Raw genomic sequence first — 22,862 nt, forward strand, 5'->3', positions numbered from 1 at the left:
TCATTTTGTCCCTGTAATTCTAACGGTGGGATTGATAAACCCGTAAAGAAAATCCACAACCGTATTAACAAATACAAACAGACTTGCCACCACCACAAGATAGGCAATGAGCAAAGAGATGTCTGCCCGGTGCACGGCCTCCAAAAACATAAACCCCATGCCCGGCCACTGGAATACCAGTTCCGTCAGCAGGGTAAAGGCAAACATGATACCGATCTGGACCCCGAATACGGTAATCACGGGCAAGAGGGTATTTTTAAAGGCATGAATCAGCCAGACCCTTGCAGGGGAAAGCCCTTTGGCCCAGGCATATTTGATATATTCGGTTTCCAGCACTTCCATAATCTCGCTCCGGATCAGGCAGATAAACAAAGGAAGCATCAGAGTGGAAAGAGATACACAGGGCAAAATAAGATGCTTGAGTCCGTCAATGGTCAGCATCCCCGTGGTCCACCAGCCCTTGTTGAAAAGATCAATGGTCTCCCCCCGTCCGTAGGAGGGAAGCACCTGCCAGTGAATGGCAAAGAGAAAAATCAGCAGGATGGCGGTCAGATATACCGGCATGGAGACCCCAAGAGTGGAAAAACTCATGGTGAACCTGGATAAAATACTCCTGGGCCGCAACGCACAATAAACCCCCAGGGGCAAAGAGATGAAAACAATGATCAAGGCCGTGCCGAACACCAACTCTATGGTGGCGGGTGCATGGTGGAGAATCACCTCAAGGTTGGGTTTGTTATAAAGAAAAGAGCGTCCCAGGTCTCCTTTGGTGACCGCATTTTTAACAAACCGGGCATACTGGGTGAAAAAGGGATCGTTCAGCCCCATTTGATCGGCAATCTTAGCCCGTTCAGCCGGGGTGACCCGTTCACCCACAAGGTCCCTGACCGGATCGCCGATCTGATCTTTTATGGAAAATCCCACCAGACCAATGACAAGCATGACCAGTACTGCCTGGATAATCCGTCTTACTATAAATGCAAACATGTTTTCAACTTTTCATTTTAGGAATCGTCCCCCCGGAAAAATGACCGGGAGGACGATGTATGGTTGATTACAAATTATTGGGTTACAATTATTCGATGACCAGGTCGCCGAAGTAAGGAAAGTTCATTACGTTCAGCACTGGTTTAACCCGGACATTCTTTTTGGCACCATAGGAAAGATTCTGCCAGTGGTAGGGAACAAAGGCTGCATCGTCATAAAGAATCTGCTCAACTTCCTGGAGCATGGCAGCCCTTTTTTTCAGATTTGTTTCGGATTTGGCAGCAATGACAAGCTCATCAACCTTGGGGTTGCAATAACCGGAGTTATACTGTCCAATACCGGTTTCTGAATCCGCGCACATGGTCAAAAACTCGGAAAAATTGGCTGAATCTTCTGTGTCTGAATGCCATCCGATCATCATCATGTCGGCAGCTTTTGCATCAAATTCGTTCCAGTACTGGGCCTTGGGCATGGTTTTCAGATTTACCTTAATGCCGATTTTACCCAGCATCTGTGCAGTGGCTTCAGCAATTTTCGCATCATTAACATAACGGTTGTTGGGGGCCATCATGGTAATTTCAAAACCTTTTTCATAGCCGGCCTCTTTCATCAGAGCCTTGGCCTTGGCCAGGTCATATCTAGGTTTGAGGCTTGCCTTGTAACCGGCATAGCCTCTGGGGCCCTGCTGGCTTGCAACCGTGGCAGTGCCTTTCATGATTTTTTTCACGATACCGGCATTGTTGACGGCATGAACAATGGCCTGCCTCACACGAACATCTTTGAAGGCTTCAACACGATTCTGGTTCATCTGAAAGGTGATGATACGGCTGCCGGGAATGGCAACCAGTTTAACTTTGTCATCGGAAGCGATTCTTCTGAAATCCTGGGGAGGTACAGGAGAAATAAAGTCTACGTCGCCGGAAAGAAGGGCTGCGACGCGGGTGGCATTCTCTTTAATGGGGGTAAGGATAATTGTATCGACATTACCTGGGGATTTAGTATCCCAGTAGTCTTTAAATCTTTCCATTTCAAGAACCACGTTGTGTTCACGTTTGGTCACCTTAAAGGGGCCTGTGCAGGATACGTTGTTCAGGGCAAAGGATTCCCCGATTTTCAAAAGCAGATCCTTGGGCTGACCGTTTTCATCTTTTCCAGTGTAAAACTCGGAATCCATGGCAAAGAAATAGGTGGCCATGTTCAACAAAAGGGCATAGGGTTTTTTGGTTTTGATGTCGACAGTATAGTCATCAACTATATAACAGCCGTCAAAGGGTTCCAGCAGACCTTTGAAATCCACACTTTTTTTCATGCGGTCAAAGGACCATTTCACATCTTTGGCTGAAAAGGTATTTCCGGAATGGAATTTCACGCCTTTTCTGAGGTAAAACCGCATGGTCAGTTCGTCTGTACGTTCCCATTTAGTGGCCAGACGGGGTTCAAACGTCAATTCCTGGGTCCAGCGGACCAGGGGATCGGCAACCCAATGAGAGAGCTGAAGCATGCCGCCTGAAAGCTGAACCTGGATATCCAGGGATACAGGATCGGCATCCAGGCCGATTTTAAAGGTTTTTGCACCGGCAGAGACTGTGAATGACAGCACCAGAAAAAGACTGAGCATCATTAAAATATTTTTTTTCATTCTATCCTCCAATTTAAAGTTAAATCAACATGTTAAAAACAACGGATCCGCTCTTTTTAACGGTCTGGTCTTACTATATGTTTAAATAATATGAACTAACAAAAAAAGAGGGGGGGCTAATTTCTATTTTAACAAAAAACAGAGGTCTTCAATTTGGTTTTCCGAAAAAACGTGGATCTTATATTCTCTTAATAATGCAGTGGTAATTCCCATACCAGGGACCCGTCTGCCTGAAAAGCTACCATCATAGACAAATGAACTGCCGCAGGAGGGGCTTTTTTCTTTGAGCAGGGCCAGTTGAATTTCCCGGGCCAGGGCAAGGTCAAGGGCAGCCCGGGCCCCTCGGACAAAGGCCTGGGTCACCTCTGTTTTCCGGGTTAAAACTTTTGCCCGGGACAAGGAAAAATCTTCGGCCGTGGCTCTGAAAATCTCAGCCGGCGGCCTGGGTGTGGGCAGTCCCCCGGCAACTTCCGGACAAAAAGGGACAAGCCGCCCCTGATTTTTCCATTTTTGAATCAAAGGATGGTCAAAGGGTTTGGAGGCGCCATCATATCTGACAGGGGCGCCTAAAAGGCAGGCTGAAATTAAAATTTTTTCCATAAACATGATTATACCAACTAATCAATTGTTTGTAAAAAAATCATTGACTATAGACAGATTTAGTGCAATGAATTCAGTGATGTCCGGTTAGGTTTTTGCTTGCTCAATAATTTTTTGATCTTTGACAATATTGTCCCTGTTTGAACTATGAGAGCCCTGCTCCTCGCAGCCAAACAGGTCATTTAGAATGGCGGTTCGCAGCTGCCGAACTCTTTTGATCGTGACCTTTTCATTAAACTGTTTTTGGCAATGGATTGCCAGTAACAGGTAAGTGATAAGGCCGCCAAGAATCTGAACCATAAGGCCGTATTCACTGCGGGCAATGAGATGATATACCTTCAGATGTTCTTTCCACCATTTGAAAAAATCCTCAATGGTCCACCGGAGTTTATAAATTGTTGCTATTTGTTCCGCTGTTAAATCATGCCTGTCAGTTGCCACATAGTATTTGACGCCAGCAATTTTATAGCCAACAACCCGAACAGGCCTTTTCGTCTGGTTTTGATTCGGAGTACCAAGTTTAACCAGTGCATCATAAAAAATGTAGCTGTCGGAAGGGGTCTCGTGGTTATCAATAATTGTTCTTGTTGTCCTGGTTTTTATACGGCAGACAAAATGTTTGCCTTGCTCCTGAAGCAGGTCAAATTCTTTATGGGATTGATATCCACGATCCATAACACCTGTTTGCCCCTTGGAAAGTATTTTGGGAACAAAAGTGCGTTCAGCGCCGTTGCCTTCAGTCAAAAAGATTTTGTTTGGGATTCCGTGATTAATGTCAAATCCGCAATGTACTTTGGCTTTTTTACTTCCTTTTCTGTAGTTCGCCCAGTGCATTGAAAGGACTGCATTTATGAGACTACCGTCAATGGAAACCAACTCTCCTAACTCGGCGTGTTCACCCGGATGACACTCAAGAGCCTGTTTATAAAGATCCTCAAAGATAAATTGCAGTTGTTCGAGTCCCCTGTGATTGATGGCTTCACAGAAACTACTACGGCTGATACCACCGTCTGGCGCAATATTTTCTTTAGCAAAAACATTCTCCTTGAGATCCTGAATTAAATGTCGGGCAGACTTGTGCTCCTGAAGATGGAAATAAACCAAAGCATTTATCTGGTCTTCGAATGTCATTTTTAAAGGGCGGTCTCCTCGAGATTGTAATTCCGGTGCTTTTGAAAGTGACTTTATCAGAGGGCACCTGAAATTGTCAAAGTTCAGGGACCGTAGTTGTTTTTTAGGGACTGAGATGTGCGTCATTTGAGCTCCTTGAGTTAAATTTTCAAGGCGCACAAAAATTTTTACGCACATTTGTCAACACAAAACAGACTGTTTTTTCAATGATTTTAGATGCTTTTTATATGCAACAACCTAACCGGACACTACTGCAATGAATTAGTATTCATTATGAATGTATGAATATAATCAGGAGAAGTCGACAGTGGGCACAAAATACAAGTTTCTGCTTTTATTAAAAAATATCCTAATTTATCCCATGGCATTCCAGCCCGGTTGTCCTGATTATACCCGGACAAAAAAAATGAGAATGAATTCATTGTTATGATTCATCTGAATATGTATTTAAACGAACCGATACACCAGGAGAAAAAATGGCACAGGTAATTTCTGATCGACGGGACATTGAGTTTGTTCTCCATGAACTGCTCCAGGCTGAAACCCTGGCAGATCTGAATGAAGATTTTGCTGATTTCAACAAAAAGACCATTGATATGGTGATTTCAGAAGCCAGAAATTTTGCTGTCAAAGAACTGCTGCCCGCATCCAAAGAAGGCGACGAACAGGGCTGCGTACTTGAAAACGGCGAAGTTACCACACCGGCATCCTTTAAACGGCTGTTTGAACTTTTTAATGAGGGCGAATGGCTGGCCCCCACCGAAGATCCTGAATGGGGCGGACAGGGAATGCCCAGAACCGTTGCATCTGCTGCTGCAGAGTATTTCAACGGCGCCAACTATCCGTTTATGATGTATCCCGGTCTTACCCAGGGTGCAGGCCATTTGGTGGAACATTTTGGTACCCAGGAACAAAAAGACATCTACCTTAAAAACATGTACACCGGAAAATGGTGCGGCACCATGCTCCTGACGGAACCGGGCGCAGGCTCTGATGTGGGTGCGTTGACCACCAAAGCCATCCCCAACGGGGACGGCACCTATAATATTGTGGGTGAAAAAATATTCATCTCCGGCGGGGAGCATGATCTTGCTGAAAATATCATCCATCCGGTTCTGGCCCGTATTGAAGGGGCCCCTGCCGGGACCAAGGGAATTTCCCTGTTCCTGGTTCCCAAATTCCTGGTCAACGATGACGGGTCTTTAGGGGAGTTCAACGATGTGATCTGCACCGGCATTGAACACAAAATGGGCATCCACGGCAACTCCACCTGTTCTTTGTCCCTGGGCTCAAAGGGAAATTGCGTGGGCACCCTTCTAGGCGAAGAAAACAAGGGCATGAAAGCCATGTTCCTGATGATGAATGCCGCCCGCCTTCTGGTCGGATTCCAGGGATTTGCCTGTGCTACCACCGCATACATGTATGCCCTTGACTATGCCAGAAACCGTATCCAGGGAAGAGATCTCATGGAGATCATGAACCCGGATGCCGAAGGGGTATCCATTTTCCGCCACCCCGATGTCAGGCGTCAGCTCATGATGATGAAAGTCAATGTGGAAGGCATGCGAACCCTTCTCTACTTTGTCCACTATTGCTCTGACATGGCCAAATTTGCCAAAACAGATGAAGAAAAGGCAAAATACCAGGGATTTGTAGAAGTCCTCACCCCCATTGCCAAGGGCTATGTAACAGACAGGTCTTTTGAGGTCTGCTCCCAGGGCATGCAGGTATACGGCGGGTACGGGTTCATTGAAGAATACCCCATGGCCCAGCTCCTGCGCGACTGCAGAATCACTTTGATCTACGAAGGGACCAACGGCATCCAGGCCATGGACCTTCTAGGCCGTAAACTGGGCATGAACAAGGGCAAACCCATCATGGATCTGTTTGGTGAAATGCAGAAAACCGTTGCCCAGGCCAAGGCCATTCCCGAACTTGAAAAAGCCGCAGTAAAGGTTGAAGAGGTGATGAACAAACTCGGCGAAGTGGCCATCCATATGGGTCAGACTGCCATGAGCGAGAAAGTGCTTTCAGCCTTTGCCAATGCCCATCCATTTCAGGATGCAACAGGCGACACCACCATGGCATGGATGCTGCTCTGGCGGGCGGTGATTGCGACCCAAAAACTTGAAAAAGCCAAAAAGAAAGACAAACCCTTTTACCAGGGTATTTTAAAATCCCTTGATTTTTATGTGGAAACACAACTGCCCATTACCCTGGGCCGGTTTGCCGCATTGATGAACACCAGTGCCGTGGCCGTGGACATTGAGGACAATATGTTCCCGAGCTAAGCATTTGGCTGAATAAAAAAACGAATCAGCTTTCCTTTTTTAGGGCTGTTGGAATTTTTCCAACAGCCCTTTTTTTTTGAAGATTGACATCCATTTCACCCGGTACAGTTCCTTTTCCCTAACTTTTTATGGTTGAATCTTCATCCAATTCCAATTAGACTAAATCTTCATCCTTGGGATAATCCCGGGATAGATTTTAAGGACAAGAAAAGATCAGATGAACATAAGAGAAGAGGATCATTTAAACCTGTTGTGTGATTTAGGGGAGCTGACCGCCATCCTCACCGGGAATTCTGACATTGAAACCTTTTTGGCCAGCACCACAGCCCTTGTGGCCAAACACCTTAAATCCCATGTAAGCTCCATTTATCTTTTTGAGGCCCAAACAGGCGAACTGGTGCTCAAAGCCACCCAGGGCCTGAACCCCGGGGCCGTGAACCAGATCAGAATGAAACCCAGTGAAGGGCTTGTGGGTAAATGTTTTTCAGAAGACCGCATTCTCAGGGAAGGCAATACCCGGAAAAGCGTAGGCTTTAAATATTTTGACAATGCAAATGAAGATCCCTTTAACTCTTTCTTGTGTATCCCCATTTGCAGAGGCAAAATGCGAATCGGGGTGCTGGCGGTTCAGCACAAAGAGATTGATCATTTTACCCTGTTTGATGAACGGGCATTAAAAACAGTTGTCACCCAGCTGGCAGGGGCCATTGAAAATGCAAGGCTACTCATGACCCTCTCTTTGGAGCACCCGGAGCCCAGACACCCAATCGCCTGTTCCAGCCTGCCGACCTTATATCAAAGGCAAATCAGACAGTTCAGGATCTGCCACAGGAACGATCAGGCCCTCACGCCAGAACCGGAAAAATCTCATTTATGAACCGGATCTCTCGGGAACGGCCTATACCATGACGGATTTCAAGGCTGCCATGGAAAAAACCATGGAAGAGTTAAAAGCCCTTCAGGAAAAATTTGCACAAAGCCTTCCTGAAAGCGCATCCTTGATTTTCACTGCCCATTTCATGATGCTCAAGGATAAAAATTTCACGGGTAAAATGGAATCCCAGGTGGCCCGTGGGGTCTCCCCGGTTAAGGCCATTCAAAACCTGTCCCGAAAATATATAGAAATATTTGCATCAAGCCCCAATGCCTATCTTAAAGAAAAAGCGGTGGATGTGGAAGATTTAAGCATACGGCTTTTATCCAACCTCAAGGCGCTGCACACCAGCAACCTGCCCGGTAAAGGCAGTATTGCCGTTGCTGAAGATCTTTACCCTTCGGACATCCTCAAACTTGTGGCCGACGGCATCCAGGGGTTTGTTCTGGTCGGCGGCGGGGTCACCTCCCATGTAACCATCTTATCCAGGTCCCTTGGCATCCCTTTGATCATTGCAGACGACCCGCGTCTTTTGGACCTGCCTGAAACCACCCGATTACTCCTGGATGCAGGCCAGGGAAACATTTTTATCAACCCGGACTCAGATACCCTTTCCCTGTTCAAAAACAAAAAAGAGGCCGAACGCCAGACCCATCATGAGATGCAAGGGTCCACCTTTACCCGGGACGGCCATCAAATCAGGCTGTTAGCCAATATCAACCTGCTCAGTGAAATCCGCCTGGCCAATGAACTCAAAGCCCAGGGCGTCGGGCTTTACAGGACTGAATTTCCCTTTTTGATCCGGTCAAGCTTTCCTTCGGAAGATGAACAATACCTGATCTACAAACAACTCTTTGACCAGACCCGGGACAAAGAAATCATTACGGTCAGAACCCTGGATGCCGGCGGCGAAAAAACCTTGAGCTATGCCGATTTTTCCCGGGAGGCCAACCCGGTATTGGGGCTGCGGTCCATCCGGTTTACCCTTAAGCACAAAGACATTTTTCAAGCCCAGATCAGGGCCATATTACGGGCGGCCTATGACCAAAACAACATCCGCCTTATGTTCCCCTTGATCTCTTCCATTGATGAATTCCTGGAGGCAAACCAGGTGGTTGAGGACTGTGCCAAGGATCTTTCCCAAGAACAAATACCCCATAACCCCAATATTAAAATCGGCATGATGATCGAACTGCCCTCTGTATTGAGCACCATTGACGAATTTGCCAGGCTAGCTGATTTTTTTGCCATCGGCACCAATGATTTTATCCAGTATAGCAGAGTAAACAATTACTTGAACAAGGATTTATACAACTTATATTTTCCCCATGAGATATTCATCAGATTTACGCAAACGCGTTATAGATTTTGTAGAAAATGGAGGAAGCAAGACGGAAGCTGCCAGTCAGTTTAATGTATCCCGTGGAAGTGTTCATAACTGGACGTCTGCCGAAGATGGTTTGTCATACAAGAAACCCGGTCCAAAAGGACCACGAAGTTTGGATCTGGAAGCTTTGCGCCTCCATGTGGAGACAAATGATGACATGACACAATCGGAAAGGGCGCAGCATTTCGGAGTATCCCGTGCCTGTATCTGGTATAATATGAAACAACTCGGAATCACTCGAAAAAAAAGATGACGGGATACAGGGAGCGAAGCGACAGCAAAAGAAATGCATATCTTCGTCTTCGTGAACGGAGGGCGTTCAAAATTCTGTGTCAGTTGAATGAAAGCTGATATACTCAGCTAAATAAGGAGAACTGACATGACCGAAGAAAACACCGAATTTGATTTTCAAAAAGCCCTTAAAGGCATCCAGGAAGGTAAACCCTTCACAGGTAAGGGCGGCGTCCTTACATCATTAATCAAAAATCTTGCTGAAGCTGCTCTTGAAGGAGAGTTGGAGTCCCATCTCGGGCAGGAAGTTTCTGCCAACCGCCGTAATGGAAAAAGCAAAAAGACCATTAAATCCCTGGATGGTAAATTTGAGCTGGAAACCCCGCGTGACAGGGCCGGAACCTTCTCTCCACAGATCGTCAAAAAACATCAGACAACGCTCAGCGATGAAATTGAAAGAAAGATAATAGCCCTTTACGGCCTGGGCATGAGTTATAATGATATGGCTTCCCATTTACAGGAAATCTATGGACTTGAGATTTCAAATGCCACTCTGAGCACCATTACCGATAAAATCATCCATACCGTCAAAGAATGGCAGGCCAGGCCGTTGGAAAATGTGTACCCAATCGTATGGCTTGATGCCATACATTATAAAGTACGAGAAAACGGAAAGGTCGGCAGCAAAGCCGTTTACACAATTCTTGGGGTGAATATCGAGGGCCGCAAAGAGGTTCTTGGGCTGTACATATCCGAGAATGAGGGTGCGAACTTCTGGCTGCAGGTGTTAACAGACCTTTCAAACCGAGGGGTAAAAGATATCCTGATTGCCTGTGTTGATGGTCTAAAAGGTTTTCCCGAGGCCATTGAGACCATATTCCCGGACACAGAAGTTCAACTCTGCGTAGTCCACCAGATCCGAAATTCATTGAAATACGTTGGTTCCAAAAATAAAAAGGAATTTATGGCAGATCTAAAACGTGTTTATAAAGCGGTCAATAAGGATCTGGCCGAAGAAGAACTGGATATCTTGGAAAATAAATGGAATGACAAATACCCGATTGTGATAAAATCCTGGCGGAACAACTGGGAACGCCTCAGTCATTTCTTTAAATATCCAGAAGAGATTCGACGGATAATATACACCACAAATACCATTGAGGCTGTGCATCGACAGTTTCGAAAACTGACCAAAACAAAGGGATCATTCCCGAACCAGGACAGCCTGTTAAAGCTGCTTTACATGGGGATCCAGAACGCCAGTAAAAAATGGACAATGCCGATTCAAAATTGGTCACTGACAATTTCCCAGTTGGCAATTTTCTTTGAAGGCCGGCTGGATAAAGAGCTGGGAATTTGATAGGGATTTATTTACAGATGGAAAAGATGGTTCCAGGAACTCCACTCCAGCAAAAGTCAACTCCTCCGACGTGGCTGATTGAAGACCCATTCTCGGACCTGACTTTTACTTCCGCTGGCGCTGAGGCAGATCCGGGAACCGAAACCGTGACACAGAATTCTGAACATTCCCGGTGAACGTTATGTACGTCGTTGCAAAACGTTTGTTTATGTTGATGAAAGCGGCTTTTCGCCTTATACAACCCGTCGCTATGGATATGCTCTCAAAGGGCAGCGTGTTCATGGTTTGATTGCAGGAACAAAGCACCCTCGAACGTCTTTGATTGCTGCCCGCATCGAACATAGTTTTGAAGAACCATTTTTGTTTCAGGGAACATGCAATGCGGATATCTTTAATGCTTGGATCGAACACCAGTTGAGTCCACATCTGAACGATAATCATGTCGTTGTGATGGATAACGCATCCTTCCACAAGGGCGAAGAAACCAAATATTTGATCGAAAGAACTGGTGCAGCTCTTTTGTTTTTGCCCCCGTATTCACCGGATCTCAATCCGATTGAACACGATTTTTCGGCCCTAAAAACCATCCGTGAATACAATGAAAACGAAACGATTGATGAAATTATCATGATGTATAAATAATTATCGGCATTGCTATATATGGTGGGGGCGGACCGGACCAACAAGTTGGTTGCAGACCACTATATCCCCTTTCACCCAGCCGTAAACAAAGGCATCCAAACCGTTGCCAGGGCCGCCCAGGCCCAGGGCATTGATCTTTCCGTGTGTGGAGAAATGGCCCACGACCCCAAACACATCCCCTTTCTTGTGGGAATGGGAATTAAAACCCTGAGCGTGAATCCCAAATTTCTGCCAAAGGTCCAGAAGACCATCATGTCCATGACCATGGATCAGGCCCGAACCTATGCCCAAACCCTGGTCAGCCAGACCCGGATCAAGGATGCGGCAAAAATACTTGAGACTCGGCCCGGTCAATAAAAAAACATTGGTTTTCCAAAAGATCTTCCATCAAGCCGTTTTCTTCATCAGGCAATTTCCTGTTGCCTATGCCAATTGAACTTTTGAATTCATAAAAAAGCTCTAAATGGTAAAAAAAATATTGCCATTTGGATTTTCTTACTTATTTTATTAGGAAAGGCTATCTTTTGCCTTGATACAAAATTAAAATAAGGAGGCATCATGTCAAAAAATCAATGTATCCCTCAACAAATATCAAAATTCGGTCTTGGAATTATCATGCTCGGCGCAGCCATGGGGCTTGTGATCATCGGCCTGACCCTGCTGCCCATTTTCGGGTTTATTGCAGCAATACCCGTGGCAGGCTTGGGAATTTATTTTTTCAGGGTTCACCTCAACGATGAATGTGAAATTGATTTTTCAACTGACTGAGCCAATATCCAAAAGATAAAAGGCGTGCCAAAAGATTTTTCAGCACGCCTTTTATACCTTTATCAAAATTAGTATTTAAATTTTCCCACAATGCTGTTGAGCTCAGCAGCCATACGCTGAAGCTCTTCTGCATTGGACGCCACCTTATGGCTGTCTCCTGAAATCCGGTCAGAAGAGGTATTGACTTGACCGATTTGTTCATTGATTTCCTGAAGCATCTCAACCCCTTCAACAATGGACTGGGTCACCTGTTCAATGCCCTGGGAACTCTCGTTGACATTGTTGGAAATTTCCCCTGTGGCAGCAGACTGTTCCTGGATGGCGGCTGCAATGGTGGAAATAATATCATTGATATCTGAAATAATCCCTGAAATGGACTTGATTTCTTCTGCGGTGTTGACCGTGGTATCCTGGACACCGCCGATCTTTTCTTTGATGTCTGCTGTCGCATTGGCTGTCTGGTTGGCCAGATCTTTGATCTCGTTTGCCACCACGGCAAATCCCTTGCCGGCCTCTCCGGCCCGGGCCGCCTCAATGGTAGCATTCAGGGCCAGCAGATTGGTCTGTTCTGAAATATCATTAATGGTTTCGGTTACCGCACCAATGGTCTGGGCAGCCGACCGAAGTTCCTCCATTCGTTCAGACACGGTAGCGGACTGGGTCACGGCACTTGTGGTAATTTCCCTGGCCTTTTCAGAGTTTTTGGCAATCTCGTTGATGGTGGCGGTCATCTCCTCTGTGGCGAGGGCGTTCAAAATTCTGTGTCAGTTGAATGAAAGCTGATATACTCAGCTAAATAAGGAGAACTGACATGACCGAAGAAAACACCGAATTTGATTTTCAAAAAGCCCTTAAAGGCATCCAGGAAGGTAAACCCTTCACAGGTGAGGGCGGCGTCCTTACATCATTAATCAAAAATCTTGCTGAAGCTGCTCTTGAAGGAGAGTTGGAGTCCCATCTCGGGCAGGAAGTTTCTGCCAACCGCCGTAATGGAAAAAGCAAAAAGACCATTAAATCCCTGGATGGTAAATTTGAGCTGGAAACCCCGCGTGACAGGGCCGGAACCTTCTCTCCACAGATCGTCAAAAAACATCAGACAACGCTCAGCGATGAAATTGAAAGAAAGATAATAGCCCTTTACGGCCTGGGCATGAGTTATAATGATATGGCTTCCCATTTACAGGAAATCTATGGACTTGAGATTTCAAATGCCACTCTGAGCACCATTACCGATAAAATCATCCATACCGTCAAAGAATGGCAAGCCAGGCCGTTGGAAAATGTGTACCCAATCGTATGGCTTGATGCCATACATTATAAAGTACGAGAAAACGGAAAGGTCGGCAGCAAAGCCGTTTACACAATTCTTGGGGTGAATATCGAGGGCCGCAAAGAGGTTCTTGGGCTGTACATATCCGAGAATGAGGGTGCGAACTTCTGGCTGCAGGTGTTAACAGACCTTTCAAACCGAGGGGTAAAAGATATCCTGATTGCCTGTGTTGATGGTCTAAAAGGTTTTCCCGAGGCCATTGAGACCATATTCCCGGACACAGAAGTTCAACTCTGCGTAGTCCACCAGATCCGAAATTCATTGAAATACGTTGGTTCCAAAAATAAAAAGGAATTTATGACAGATCTAAAACGTGTTTATAAAGCGGTCAATAAGGATCTGGCCGAAGAAGAACTGGATATCTTGGAAAATAAATGGAATGACAAATACCCGATTGTGATAAAATCCTGGCGGAACAACTGGGAACGCCTCAGTCATTTCTTTAAATATCCAGAAGAGATTCGACGGATAATATACACCACAAATACCATTGAGGCTGTGCATCGACAGTTTCGAAAACTGACCAAAACAAAGGGATCATTCCCGAACCAGGACAGCCTGTTAAAGCTGCTTTACATGGGGATCCAGAACGCCAGTAAAAAATGGACAATGCCGATTCAAAATTGGTCACTGACAATTTCCCAGTTGGCAATTTTCTTTGAAGGCCGGCTGGATAAAGAGCTGGGAATTTGATAGGGATTTATTTACAGATGGAAAAGATGGTTCCAGGAACTCCACTCCAGCAAAAGTCAACTCCTCCGACGTGGCTGATTGAAGGCCCATTCTCGGACCTGACTTTTACTTCCGCTGGCGCTGAGGCAGATCCGGGAACCGAAACCGTGACACAGAATTCTGAACATTCCTCTCTGTGGCTGCTGCCACCATGGTGGTATTGTCCATAGTCGTCCCCATGGTCTGGGAAATACCGTTCATGTTGGCGTTCACCGATTCCGACCCCTTGGCCGCAGAATCAGACCGCTGGGAAGATGCCTTGGCCTCTTTGGCAAGATTTTGGGCGCTATCCAGCAATTGGCCGGACGAATTCCCAACCTGGCCTGAATTGTCGGCAATATCCTTGACGATCTGCTGAAGATTGCCCAAAAAGGTGTTAAACCATGTGGAAAGCTCTCCCAGCTCATCCTGACTGTTGACGGGCAGTTGCCGGGTCAGATCGCCCTCACCCTGGGCAATGTCCTTGATACTTTCCACCACCCGCTTGATGGGTCTTGTGATAAAAAGATTGGACAGAACAACAATTCCTGCACATAACACAAAAGTCACAATAGCACCGATGATCAGCAGCAGGGTCCTTATTTTCTCGGCCTCTGCAAACACCTCTTTTTCAGGGGCCACCGCCACCACCACCCAGCCGGTCATGGGAACCTGGCTGAACGCGGACATCAGATCCGCATCTTCAAATTCGTAATTGCATGTCCCGTTTTTCATTTCCAGCATTTTTTGCCCGAATTCAAAGGTGCTCAAGTCCAGTTTCATAATCTTTTTGGTATCCGGAGGATAGGCCAGAACCGCCCCTTTATGGGTTATCATAAATACAAATCCGGTTTCTCCCACCTTGATGGTATCCAGTTGAGCCTTGCTACCCCCCCCCCCCCCAGATCCACCACGGCATAGAGCACACCCAATATCCTGCCCGATTTTTTCACCGGGCTTGATATCACCAGGATGGGCTTGCCCGATGTTTTGCTCAACAGGAGCTCGGAGGTAAACGGCGTACCTGTCATGGATGCCTTGAAATAGGACCGGGTGGAGACGTTAAGCTTGTTGACGTTCTTGGCATGGGAAGAGGCAATAACAATCCCCTTATCATTGGTCAGGCGCATGCCGGAAAAGACCTTGTGGGTATCAATATAATGCTTCATTTTTGCGCTGGCCAAACGGGCTGAGGCCTGAGTATCATCCGAATCCAAAGAATCGGCCATCACATCCATCCTGGACCAGGTATCCATGGCAATGGTGTTCTGACCCATCCAATGGGACACCTTGGATTGGGCCGAAACAGATATCTGCCTCAAATTTGCAGTATTGGTTTTTTCAAGCCCGTTTTTAGCACTGACATAGGCTGTTAATATGGCCACCCCAAGCCCGACGATCACCAATCCGCCAAGGGGAAACAATAACTTTGACGTCAATTTCATTTCATAAACCCTTTATTATATAAATTTTTGGAAAAAATATTTTGTAATCCGGCAATAAAAACTAATACGATCTTTATGAAAAAGCAATACGATTTAAACATAAATCCTCATTAAACACCCCGCGCCAATTGACAATGCAAAAGATTGGATCCATACTCCCGGCCATGAAAACAGATAAAAACTTTGACGACCTTGCCCCCAAATTCCAACGAAAAGTCTATGGCGGACTAAAAGGAGAGATTCGTCTGGCTGTGATGGAAAAAGATTTGACTGAATTTTATCCCCCTGCCCTGAGCCTTGCAGAAGATTCACCTTTAACTATTCTGGATGCAGGCGGGGGATATGGACCCTTTTCCATAGGCCTTGCAAAACGCGGACACAGGGTTGTCCTCTGCGATTTATCCAAAAACATGCTGGATATTGCCCGAGAAAATTTTTCAAAACAAGGCGTTCAAGACCGTCTTACCCTTTGCCATGGCCCGGTTCAAAAATTATCCCCAGGCCAATATCCCCCCTTTGATCTTATTCTCTGCCACGGGGTTATCGGGTGGGTGGCAGCGCCTGAACAACTGATTGACCACCTTTTATCCCTCTTGCCCGTGAACGGGGCATTGTCTTTGAGTTTTTACAACCTTTTTGGGATGATTTACAAAAACTTGCTCAGAGCCAATTATAAAAAAATTTTAACTCAGGAGTATAATGGTTTTCCCGGAAGCCTCACCCCCACATGGCCCAGAACCCCGAAAGAAGTGCTGAACTGGCTTTCCAAGCCCGGGTTTGAAATACTCTGCCACAGCGGAATCCGGGTGTTTCACGATTATATACTGAAGCCGGACCTAAGGGAACGGGACCCGGAGACGGTAAAAGCCCTTGAACTAAAATTTTCAAGGGAACAGCCATTTAAGGACCTGGGCCGGTACCAGCACATTCTGGGGCTTAAAGCAAGCTGATATCCCTCAAACATTCCACCGGCCATGGGGTTTAATTTTCATCTTTTTTCCCGTGCCCCTGGCATCTCAGGCAATGCGTCTTATTTTATTATTATGGCCTTAATTTTATAGGGGTTAAACCGATAATTATATTTAGATCCAAAACCTGCCAAGGAGAAAAATCATGACCAGGGATAATAAACCATTTGAAGTTGAAAAATCTTTCGGCCTCGGGGTGTTGCTCAAACTGACCAAAAAAAACCTTAAAGGAATTGACATTTCCACAACAGGGAATAAATTTACATCCAGCTTGAGCCTGACTGAAATTAACGATGCGGTTGATCGTATTCTCCGGGCCCATAATATTCGTCTTAAAATAAAATGATCTGCCAGTACAAAACCTGCCCCTGTTTTTTCTTGACGCAGCCCTGCCGGGAGACTACAATTTAGGTCTGTTGAAACCCAATTGGATTTCATGGTTCACATGCCCGGCGTATATTCTCATACCTTCATTTTCCCTCTGACCAGATGATTCCTTTTTTAACCCCACAAAAAAAGGAGAAAAACATGAGAATTTATCCAAAACAGATTATGTGTGCTCTATATTTTTCAGGATTTGCACCGTTGATCCTCTCCTATGGCAAAGCCCTGGCAAGAGAGTTTGATGCACAGATCACCCTCTGCCACGTTGTTCAGGATACGGTCATGCTCTCCAGTCATGCCCAGGCTGGATTTTCCACAGAAGAAGTCACGGCCCGGCGCCTTGAAGATGCCAAACAGGCCCTTGAATCCCTTGCCTGGGAAAATGACACCAGCGCCACCATCCGAGTGTCACTGGGGCATCCGGCAGATGAAATCACCCGCCTGGCTAAAAAACATAGGATAGACCTTGTCATCGGAGCCACCCACGGGGGATCCGGGGTCAAGCGATTTCTGGTCGGATCGGTGACAGACCGGCTGGTTAAAACCCTGGAATGTCCCCTTTTGGTCCTCCACTCCCGGTCAAAAGAAAAAACAGACCGGATCAAACTGCCCTTAAAACGAATCCTGGTAGGATGCGATTTTTCAAAAGGCTCGGGCCTGGCCTTTGACTATGCCCTGAGCCTGGCACAGGAATTTGAAGCAGAACTCCACCTGGTTCACGTGGTCAAGCCCCATATACCGCTGGCCCTGGCCGGTACAGGCCCTCTGAACCTTCCGGAAGATGATTTTCCAGAATGGGATGACCCTTTGGACAGAGAAAAAAGCCCTGAAGAAAAATCCAAAAAAAGGCTTGAGGCCCAGCTCAACCAGATGGTCCCCCAGGAGAGCCGTCATTGGTGTACCCCGGTTATAGGTCTGTGCCAGGGTGAGCCCTATAGAGAATTGATCAACTATTCCGACATCCATAAAATAGACATGATTGTTCTGGGCATTCACGGCCACAGTCTTTTGGACAAATTTCTGGTGGGCTCAACCACAGACCGGGTAATCAGCCGGGCAAACTGCCCGGTGATGGCCGTAAGGCAAACCAGATAATCAGACTCACTTTGTTCACAACACCAGCCCGGGGATTAAGGCCCATAAACAAAGCAAAGATATCCTTTCTATTATGGTTCTTTTTATTTTGGAAAAATGATATAACCCCTCTTTAATTACAATATTTGCTAAGGTTAAGATACAATGACATCATTTAAAGCCAATGCCCACCCCCTTCTCGTGGGCAGTCTGCCCATGACAGACTATAAGGCCGCAACAGATATGGTCATGGCACATACCCCTGAAGTGCCCTTATGGGTACAGCTTCCCCTGTTCAAGGAAGAAGGAATGATCAACCAATTCCTGCCCGGACTGCCCGGATTGACCGAAAAAGGGGATAAATTCTATTTGGACACCCAAAAAGAAAACTTTGACCAGGAATTTCTCTCTTTTTTCGAAGATTATCTTTCCCTGTCAGAGCCCGGGACAGACCTTGAAGGATCACGGTTTGCCTTTACCGAACAAACCGGAAAAGGATTTACAGAATTTATCCGCCAGGTGGATGGCAGCAACAGGCATTTTAATGCATTAAAAGGTCAGGTCACGGGCCCCATCACCTTTGCCACGGCACTCAAGGATGAACAGGGCAAGGATGTTTTCTACAATGACCAGCTCAGGGATGTGGTGGTCAAACAACTGGGCCTCAATGCAGGATGGCAGGCACAGACCTTTGCCAAAAGAGGTGCAACACCGATTATTTTCCTGGACGAACCCGCACTGGCCGGCATGGGCACCTCTGCCTATATTACCATCACCCGTGAGGACGTCATTGCCTGTGTTGAAGAGATTGTGGAAATCATCCACAGGGAAAAAGGTCTTGTGGGTATCCATGTCTGTGCCAATACTGAATGGGATATGCTGCTGGAAAGCGGGATCGACATCATCAATTTTGACGCCTTTTCCTATTTTGACAAATTCATCCTCTATCCTGAACAGATTAAAACCTTTGTCAACCAGGGCGGGATACTGGCCATGGGTATTGTTCCCACGGAAAGGGCAGACCTCATTGCAGCCCAGACCTTAGAGGGGCTGGTCCAAATGTTTAACGATCAATTGTCTCAGCTCACTGCCCTGGGCATCGACCAACAGACCCTGATTGAACAGATTTTTATCACGCCCTCCTGCGGTACAGGATCTCTGGATCTGGATTCTGCCAAACGGGTATTGGAACTAACCCGGGATCTTTCTGCTGCCGTTAGAACTGCTTATTAGAACTGCTTGCCCGTCCCCCCTGAAACCCTATGGGGCTGCAGGGGGGGACGTCTTTAGTCTTCTTTTTTTTTAATATTTTCAGCCAGGGCCTCACCCCGGAAATCATTGGATGAGGGGCCCATCTTTTCATGGAAATCAGGATAGGTTTTCATGAAAGATTTCAAAATTGTATCCCAGGGCAGGTCTGAAAACCGGCCATGATCCCTGACATACTCCATGTGACGGTCCCCTTTGGCATTTAAGGGATGAAATACTGAATCCTGAATACCGTCAAATTCAAGGGGAAGGACCCCAAAGGCCTTGCACAGGCCCAGGTTGAATGCCGGGGTGGCCTTGACCCATTTATCATTGAGAAAAATATCCGTATACCCGTGCCAGACAAAAAGATCGGTTCCCATTCTTTGTTTGAGCTTGTCCGTTGTCAAATGATTTTTCACATCGGCAAACCCCAGTCGAGCCGGTATGCCCTGGCTTCTGACACAGGCAGCCAAAAGAACGGCCTTGGCCACACAATAGCCTTTTTTTTTCTCCAGGGTATAACTGGCCTTCATGGTCTTTGCCCGGGGATCAATGCTGTAGGGATCATACCGGATTTCATCCCTGACCGCATAGTAAAGGCCGATGGCTTTATCAAGATCTGTTTTGGCGTTTTGGGTATAATGGGTTGAAAAGGCTTTAATTTCAGGATGATCCGAATCAATAAAAAACGTGGGTGACATATCCATCTGAATTACTCCCGCTGACCTGTAAAGTATCTGTTAGAAAGGGTCTAATCTCTTTCCTATACCTGGTGCAGGTTTGAAAATCAATATGCTTTCCTTTTTTTAACCAAGACATTGAGACACATTTGTCTGCCCAGGCCGAGACAGACTTGAAAATAATGGATACACCCCTTTAAAAAAGCTCTATGTCTCACCCTAACCACCTGAAATAAAGAGGGCCAAACAACTGGCATGGTTTATGCTTTTTATTTTCTCTGTGTAGCGCACCTAAAGTAAAAGAGAGGACAAATGAAGCCCCATGGCAGAAAAATAAAAAAACAAGTCAGGTCTATTCTTGAAAAATGTACAAGGACTGAAGCCATGGCTCAATTCAAAAAAATTCCAGATGCCCAGTTGACCGGACATTTATTTTCCCATTTCTACCATCTGGATGAGCTGATTAAATACAGAAGCGTGACCGCCATGGGAGAGCTTGCAGTGAGGATATCTGCACACACCATGGAAAAGGCCAGGATCATACTGCGGCGGATCATGTGGAACCTGAATGATGAATCCGGCGGAATCGGCTGGGGGTCTCCAGAAGCCATGGGAGAGATTTTGAGCAAAAGCCCTCAACTCTCCAAAGAATTTAAATCCATCCTCTTTTCATACCTGGACCACCGGGGGAACCATATTGAACACGAAATGCTTCAGCGGGGTGTTCTCTGGGGCATCGGCACTTATCTACAGGCGTTCCCCCAAGACCTGACCCGGACCACAGCCCAGCAGATAATGGCCCACCTTGACTCCCCGGACCCGGTAAGGCGGGGGTTTGCCCTTCGGGCCCTGTTAAATGCAGGCAGCCTTGACCAGAAGAGGATGCCGCCCCATATTAAGACCGACAATCACCCCATTGATATATATACGGGATGGGACCTTGTTCACATCCCAATATCAAAACTGGCCTTGCCTGGGCACAAGGCATAATTTTTACCAAATCCTAAGAGGCTGGCATATGATATTGAATATTGTTCATCTTCACATAAATTATATACCGCCTTGCCGGACTCATTCGTGGGAGATTAACCGTGCTTGAAAAAAAATGTGACAAAAATATCGCCCATACCATTAAACTGGCCCGTGAAATGATTGAGCTGGCCCAAAAAGGGTATGAGCAGCAGGAAGACCCCGGGTGCGGTGTGCTTTACGGAATTCTGTTAGATTCCGGATACCGGATTCTGGATTTAGCCCAAAAAGAGAAACATGCCCACGTGCAAAAAGGCTGGTGGGATGAGTCCATTCACAAGGAGGTCCTATGAAAATCCCTGTCATTGATCTTGGTGATTGTATTCTCTGCGAGGTCTGTGTTGATGTGGCCCCCCATGCCTTTCAAATCAACGATGCCGGGTTTGTGGAAGTCCTTCCCCTAAAAGACTATGGGGATTCAGATATTATTGAAGCGGTAAAAAACTGCCCCAAAGACTGTATCTCCTGGGAATAACCCCTGTCAATGCCTCCGGCTCCCGGCATTGGCATCTTCCCCTTTTTTTAAAATTTCTTAAAAAACCATTGCACCTGATACACAAATGTGTCAATTACAGGGCCAGGCTATAGAATCGGCGTGACACTTATAATACAGAGACAGTCAAAATGAAAAATCCGACCCTTTCCCTGCTGGACCGCGACAACCTCAACCTGGTGCTGGACCATCTCAAGATCGGCATCATCGCCCATACCCCGAAACGTATCATCACGGTATTCAACAAAGAAGCTGAAAAAATAACCGGTTATACCAAAGAAGAGGTCATTGGCCAGGATTGCCATCTTGTGTTTAGTGCCCCTTTTTGCGGCAAAAAATGTTCCTTTTGCGACGATTCTCCCGCCTTTAATGTGGAAACAAAAGAATATCCCGTCACCATGATTACCAAATCCGGGGAGACCCGCCATCTGGAAATGACCGTGACGGCCATCATTGACAACACCAATGTTTTCAAAGGCGTTATTGCCGCATTTAAAGACCTTACCGACTCCATCCGCCTTTCCTTAAAAGCGGAAAACCTGTCTAATTTTGCCGGTATCATCGGCAAAGATAAAGCCATGCAGGATATCTTCAGCCAGATCCGGGATGTGGCCTTGTACAATTATCCCGTACATGTCTCAGGAGAAACCGGAACCGGAAAGGAACGAGTGGCCTATGCCATCCATGATATTTCCGCCTTTGGCAACGGCGCATTTGTTCCGGTGAACTGCGGTGCCATTCCCGAAGGCATTGTGGAAAGCGAACTTTTCGGTCATGTCAAAGGGGCGTTTTCAGGGGCGGTAAAGGAAAGAAAAGGGCGGTTTGAACTGGCCCACAAAGGCACCTTGTTTCTGGACGAGGTGGCCGAACTCCCCTTGAAAACCCAAGTCAAGCTGCTCCGTTTTCTCCAGGAAGGATCCTTTGAAAAAGTGGGCGGAGAAAAAAAGGTCTCCGTAAAGGTCAGAATCATTTCAGCCACCAACAAGAATTTAAAGCAGGAGGTGGCTGCCGGCCGGTTCAGGGAAGATCTCTTCTACCGCCTCAATGTCATTCCCATCCATTTACCTCCCTTGAGAGAGAGAAAAAGCGATATTCCCCTGTTGGCGGCCCATTTCTTAAAAGAAGCGGAATTGGAAAGTCTTCATCCCGTCCCAACCCTGGCCGATGAAACCATGGCCCTGATGATGGACCACCACTGGCCCGGCAATGTCAGGGAGCTTAAAAACGTTATCCAGTTTTCCGTGGTCCGATCCAAAGGCAAGACCATCACCCCCAAAGACCTGCCCATGGAGCTGAACGTTGAGGTGAAACCTGGAAAAGATCCCCTGTTTTCCCCGGATCCCGAGCCGACAAAAACGCCCATAGTCCGGGGAAAACTCAGTGAGGCCTCTGTCCGGGCAGCCCTGACCAGAACCGGAGGCAACAAGTCCAAGGCCGCCAGGGTCCTTGGGGTGGGCCGGGCGACCCTGTACCGGTTTTTGGCCCAAAACGAATCAATCAAAACCTTTTCCAACGAAATTTAACCCAGACGGATCTATTTGCCAAACCAGGCTTGTACATGGAACAGCCCTGGTATTCAATCCATTT

At 46.6% G+C, this 22,862-nt stretch carries 25 protein-coding genes; 17 read left to right on the plus strand and 8 right to left on the minus strand.

Features of this window, described 5'->3' with window-relative positions:
- The 4 genes from HUN05_22820 to HUN05_22835 form a co-directional block, all read right to left on the minus strand.
- The gene (locus tag HUN05_22820) at positions 1-987 is read right to left on the minus strand and encodes an ABC transporter permease (GenBank protein ID WDP87609.1); all 987 of its coding nucleotides are present in this window, start codon (positions 985-987) and stop codon (positions 1-3) included.
- An 88-nt stretch (positions 988-1,075) separates the two neighbouring features.
- Positions 1,076-2,626 carry an ABC transporter substrate-binding protein gene (locus HUN05_22825; GenBank protein ID WDP87610.1) on the minus strand — a complete coding sequence of 517 codons (1,551 nt, stop codon included), beginning with the start codon at positions 2,624-2,626 and terminating at the stop codon, positions 1,076-1,078.
- Between the two features lie 123 nt (positions 2,627-2,749).
- Positions 2,750-3,226 carry a DUF523 domain-containing protein gene (locus HUN05_22830; GenBank protein WDP87611.1) on the minus strand — a complete coding sequence of 159 codons (477 nt, stop codon included), beginning with the start codon at positions 3,224-3,226 and terminating at the stop codon, positions 2,750-2,752.
- Positions 3,227-3,313: 87 nt separating this feature from the next.
- The gene (locus HUN05_22835; GenBank protein ID WDP88200.1) at positions 3,314-4,483 is read right to left on the minus strand and encodes an IS4 family transposase; all 1,170 of its coding nucleotides are present in this window, start codon (positions 4,481-4,483) and stop codon (positions 3,314-3,316) included.
- A 350-nt stretch (positions 4,484-4,833) separates the two neighbouring features.
- Here HUN05_22835 and HUN05_22840 point away from each other — a divergent pair, with 350 nt between their 5' ends.
- The 8 genes from HUN05_22840 (at position 4,834) to HUN05_22875 (ending at position 11,910) form a co-directional block, all read left to right on the plus strand.
- On the plus strand, positions 4,834-6,648 hold the full coding sequence (locus tag HUN05_22840) for an acyl-CoA dehydrogenase (GenBank protein WDP87612.1): 1,815 nt from the start codon (positions 4,834-4,836) through the stop codon (positions 6,646-6,648).
- Positions 6,649-6,865: 217 nt separating this feature from the next.
- On the plus strand, positions 6,866-7,525 hold the full coding sequence (locus tag HUN05_22845; GenBank protein ID WDP87613.1) for a GAF domain-containing protein: 660 nt from the start codon (positions 6,866-6,868) through the stop codon (positions 7,523-7,525).
- Between the two features lie 28 nt (positions 7,526-7,553).
- Positions 7,554-8,936 carry a phosphoenolpyruvate--protein phosphotransferase gene (gene ptsP, locus HUN05_22850; GenBank protein ID WDP87614.1) on the plus strand — a complete coding sequence of 461 codons (1,383 nt, stop codon included), beginning with the start codon at positions 7,554-7,556 and terminating at the stop codon, positions 8,934-8,936.
- A complete protein-coding gene (locus tag HUN05_22855) occupies positions 8,851-9,162 on the plus strand; it encodes a hypothetical protein (protein ID WDP87615.1) in 312 nt (103 codons plus the stop codon). The genes ptsP and HUN05_22855 overlap by 86 nt, the downstream gene beginning before the upstream one ends.
- 126 nt (positions 9,163-9,288) lie before the next feature.
- Positions 9,289-10,500 carry an IS256 family transposase gene (locus tag HUN05_22860; protein ID WDP87616.1) on the plus strand — a complete coding sequence of 404 codons (1,212 nt, stop codon included), beginning with the start codon at positions 9,289-9,291 and terminating at the stop codon, positions 10,498-10,500.
- Between the two features lie 156 nt (positions 10,501-10,656).
- Entirely contained in the window at positions 10,657-11,142 is a 486-nt protein-coding gene (locus HUN05_22865; protein ID WDP88201.1) for an IS630 family transposase, read from the plus strand.
- An 18-nt stretch (positions 11,143-11,160) separates the two neighbouring features.
- Positions 11,161-11,499, plus strand: coding sequence for a hypothetical protein (locus tag HUN05_22870; GenBank protein ID WDP87617.1), 339 nt, complete (start codon positions 11,161-11,163; stop codon positions 11,497-11,499).
- A 201-nt stretch (positions 11,500-11,700) separates the two neighbouring features.
- Positions 11,701-11,910: a hypothetical protein gene (locus tag HUN05_22875; GenBank protein WDP87618.1), complete on the plus strand. Its 210-nt coding sequence runs from the start codon at positions 11,701-11,703 to the stop codon at positions 11,908-11,910.
- Positions 11,911-11,978: 68 nt separating this feature from the next.
- Here HUN05_22875 and HUN05_22880 read toward each other — a convergent pair whose 3' ends face one another.
- Positions 11,979-12,665, minus strand: a complete 687-nt coding sequence (locus tag HUN05_22880) for a hypothetical protein (protein ID WDP87619.1) — start codon at positions 12,663-12,665, stop codon at positions 11,979-11,981.
- Between the two features lie 56 nt (positions 12,666-12,721).
- On the opposite strand from HUN05_22880, the gene HUN05_22885 reads away from it, so the two are divergent.
- Positions 12,722-13,933 (plus strand): IS256 family transposase, encoded by a 1,212-nt coding sequence (locus tag HUN05_22885; GenBank protein ID WDP87620.1) that lies wholly within the window; start codon positions 12,722-12,724, stop codon positions 13,931-13,933.
- Between the two features lie 105 nt (positions 13,934-14,038).
- Here the strand turns inward: HUN05_22885 and HUN05_22890 are convergent, their stop codons facing one another.
- Together HUN05_22890 and HUN05_22895 are read right to left on the minus strand one after the other, a co-directional pair.
- A complete protein-coding gene (locus HUN05_22890; protein WDP87621.1) occupies positions 14,039-14,812 on the minus strand; it encodes a methyl-accepting chemotaxis protein in 774 nt (257 codons plus the stop codon).
- Positions 14,785-15,390 (minus strand): hypothetical protein, encoded by a 606-nt coding sequence (locus HUN05_22895; GenBank protein ID WDP87622.1) that lies wholly within the window; start codon positions 15,388-15,390, stop codon positions 14,785-14,787. The genes HUN05_22890 and HUN05_22895 overlap by 28 nt, the downstream gene beginning before the upstream one ends.
- A 170-nt stretch (positions 15,391-15,560) precedes the next feature.
- Here HUN05_22895 and HUN05_22900 point away from each other — a divergent pair, with 170 nt between their 5' ends.
- From HUN05_22900 to HUN05_22915, 4 genes are all read left to right on the plus strand, one after another.
- Positions 15,561-16,346, plus strand: coding sequence for a methyltransferase domain-containing protein (locus tag HUN05_22900; protein WDP87623.1), 786 nt, complete (start codon positions 15,561-15,563; stop codon positions 16,344-16,346).
- A gap of 163 nt (positions 16,347-16,509) precedes the next feature.
- Complete coding sequence (locus tag HUN05_22905; protein WDP87624.1) at positions 16,510-16,710, plus strand: hypothetical protein; 201 nt, start codon at positions 16,510-16,512, stop codon at positions 16,708-16,710.
- Positions 16,711-16,892: 182 nt separating this feature from the next.
- Positions 16,893-17,843 carry a universal stress protein gene (locus HUN05_22910; GenBank protein ID WDP87625.1) on the plus strand — a complete coding sequence of 317 codons (951 nt, stop codon included), beginning with the start codon at positions 16,893-16,895 and terminating at the stop codon, positions 17,841-17,843.
- A gap of 144 nt (positions 17,844-17,987) precedes the next feature.
- Positions 17,988-19,055 carry a hypothetical protein gene (locus tag HUN05_22915; GenBank protein ID WDP87626.1) on the plus strand — a complete coding sequence of 356 codons (1,068 nt, stop codon included), beginning with the start codon at positions 17,988-17,990 and terminating at the stop codon, positions 19,053-19,055.
- A gap of 53 nt (positions 19,056-19,108) precedes the next feature.
- Here the strand turns inward: HUN05_22915 and HUN05_22920 are convergent, their stop codons facing one another.
- Positions 19,109-19,786: a transglutaminase domain-containing protein gene (locus HUN05_22920; GenBank protein WDP88202.1), complete on the minus strand. Its 678-nt coding sequence runs from the start codon at positions 19,784-19,786 to the stop codon at positions 19,109-19,111.
- Between the two features lie 279 nt (positions 19,787-20,065).
- On the opposite strand from HUN05_22920, the gene HUN05_22925 reads away from it, so the two are divergent.
- The 4 genes from HUN05_22925 (at position 20,066) to HUN05_22940 (ending at position 22,798) form a co-directional block, all read left to right on the plus strand.
- Complete coding sequence (locus HUN05_22925) at positions 20,066-20,743, plus strand: hypothetical protein (GenBank protein ID WDP87627.1); 678 nt, start codon at positions 20,066-20,068, stop codon at positions 20,741-20,743.
- Between the two features lie 101 nt (positions 20,744-20,844).
- Positions 20,845-21,075: a hypothetical protein gene (locus HUN05_22930; protein ID WDP87628.1), complete on the plus strand. Its 231-nt coding sequence runs from the start codon at positions 20,845-20,847 to the stop codon at positions 21,073-21,075.
- A complete protein-coding gene (locus HUN05_22935; GenBank protein WDP87629.1) occupies positions 21,072-21,257 on the plus strand; it encodes a ferredoxin in 186 nt (61 codons plus the stop codon). Before HUN05_22930 ends, HUN05_22935 begins: the two co-directional genes overlap by 4 nt.
- Positions 21,258-21,406: 149 nt before the next feature.
- Positions 21,407-22,798, plus strand: coding sequence for a sigma 54-interacting transcriptional regulator (locus HUN05_22940; protein WDP87630.1), 1,392 nt, complete (start codon positions 21,407-21,409; stop codon positions 22,796-22,798).
- The last annotated feature ends 64 nt before the right edge of the window (positions 22,799-22,862 follow it).

Origin of the sequence: Desulfobacter sp. (genome assembly GCA_028768545.1) — a bacterium.
Classification (GTDB): domain Bacteria; phylum Desulfobacterota; class Desulfobacteria; order Desulfobacterales; family Desulfobacteraceae; genus Desulfobacter.

What these genes read in the sequence shown, in the direction of transcription:
- HUN05_22820 (WDP87609.1), bottom strand. Translation starts at nt 987, where the DNA reads ATGTTTGCATTTATAGTAAGACGGATTATCCAGGCAGTACTGGTCATG.
- HUN05_22825 (WDP87610.1), bottom strand. Translation starts at nt 2,626, where the DNA reads ATGAAAAAAAATATTTTAATGATGCTCAGTCTTTTTCTGGTGCTGTCA.
- HUN05_22830 (WDP87611.1), bottom strand. Translation starts at nt 3,226, where the DNA reads ATGGAAAAAATTTTAATTTCAGCCTGCCTTTTAGGCGCCCCTGTCAGA.
- HUN05_22835 (WDP88200.1), bottom strand. Translation starts at nt 4,483, where the DNA reads ATGACGCACATCTCAGTCCCTAAAAAACAACTACGGTCCCTGAACTTT.
- HUN05_22840 (WDP87612.1), top strand. Translation starts at nt 4,834, where the DNA reads ATGGCACAGGTAATTTCTGATCGACGGGACATTGAGTTTGTTCTCCAT.
- HUN05_22845 (WDP87613.1), top strand. Translation starts at nt 6,866, where the DNA reads ATGAACATAAGAGAAGAGGATCATTTAAACCTGTTGTGTGATTTAGGG.
- ptsP (WDP87614.1), top strand. Translation starts at nt 7,554, where the DNA reads ATGACGGATTTCAAGGCTGCCATGGAAAAAACCATGGAAGAGTTAAAA.
- HUN05_22855 (WDP87615.1), top strand. Translation starts at nt 8,851, where the DNA reads ATGAGATATTCATCAGATTTACGCAAACGCGTTATAGATTTTGTAGAA.
- HUN05_22860 (WDP87616.1), top strand. Translation starts at nt 9,289, where the DNA reads ATGACCGAAGAAAACACCGAATTTGATTTTCAAAAAGCCCTTAAAGGC.
- HUN05_22870 (WDP87617.1), top strand. Translation starts at nt 11,161, where the DNA reads ATGGTGGGGGCGGACCGGACCAACAAGTTGGTTGCAGACCACTATATC.
- HUN05_22875 (WDP87618.1), top strand. Translation starts at nt 11,701, where the DNA reads ATGTCAAAAAATCAATGTATCCCTCAACAAATATCAAAATTCGGTCTT.
- HUN05_22885 (WDP87620.1), top strand. Translation starts at nt 12,722, where the DNA reads ATGACCGAAGAAAACACCGAATTTGATTTTCAAAAAGCCCTTAAAGGC.
- HUN05_22900 (WDP87623.1), top strand. Translation starts at nt 15,561, where the DNA reads ATGAAAACAGATAAAAACTTTGACGACCTTGCCCCCAAATTCCAACGA.
- HUN05_22905 (WDP87624.1), top strand. Translation starts at nt 16,510, where the DNA reads ATGACCAGGGATAATAAACCATTTGAAGTTGAAAAATCTTTCGGCCTC.
- HUN05_22910 (WDP87625.1), top strand. Translation starts at nt 16,893, where the DNA reads ATGAGAATTTATCCAAAACAGATTATGTGTGCTCTATATTTTTCAGGA.
- HUN05_22915 (WDP87626.1), top strand. Translation starts at nt 17,988, where the DNA reads ATGACATCATTTAAAGCCAATGCCCACCCCCTTCTCGTGGGCAGTCTG.
- HUN05_22925 (WDP87627.1), top strand. Translation starts at nt 20,066, where the DNA reads ATGAAGCCCCATGGCAGAAAAATAAAAAAACAAGTCAGGTCTATTCTT.
- HUN05_22935 (WDP87629.1), top strand. Translation starts at nt 21,072, where the DNA reads ATGAAAATCCCTGTCATTGATCTTGGTGATTGTATTCTCTGCGAGGTC.
- HUN05_22940 (WDP87630.1), top strand. Translation starts at nt 21,407, where the DNA reads ATGAAAAATCCGACCCTTTCCCTGCTGGACCGCGACAACCTCAACCTG.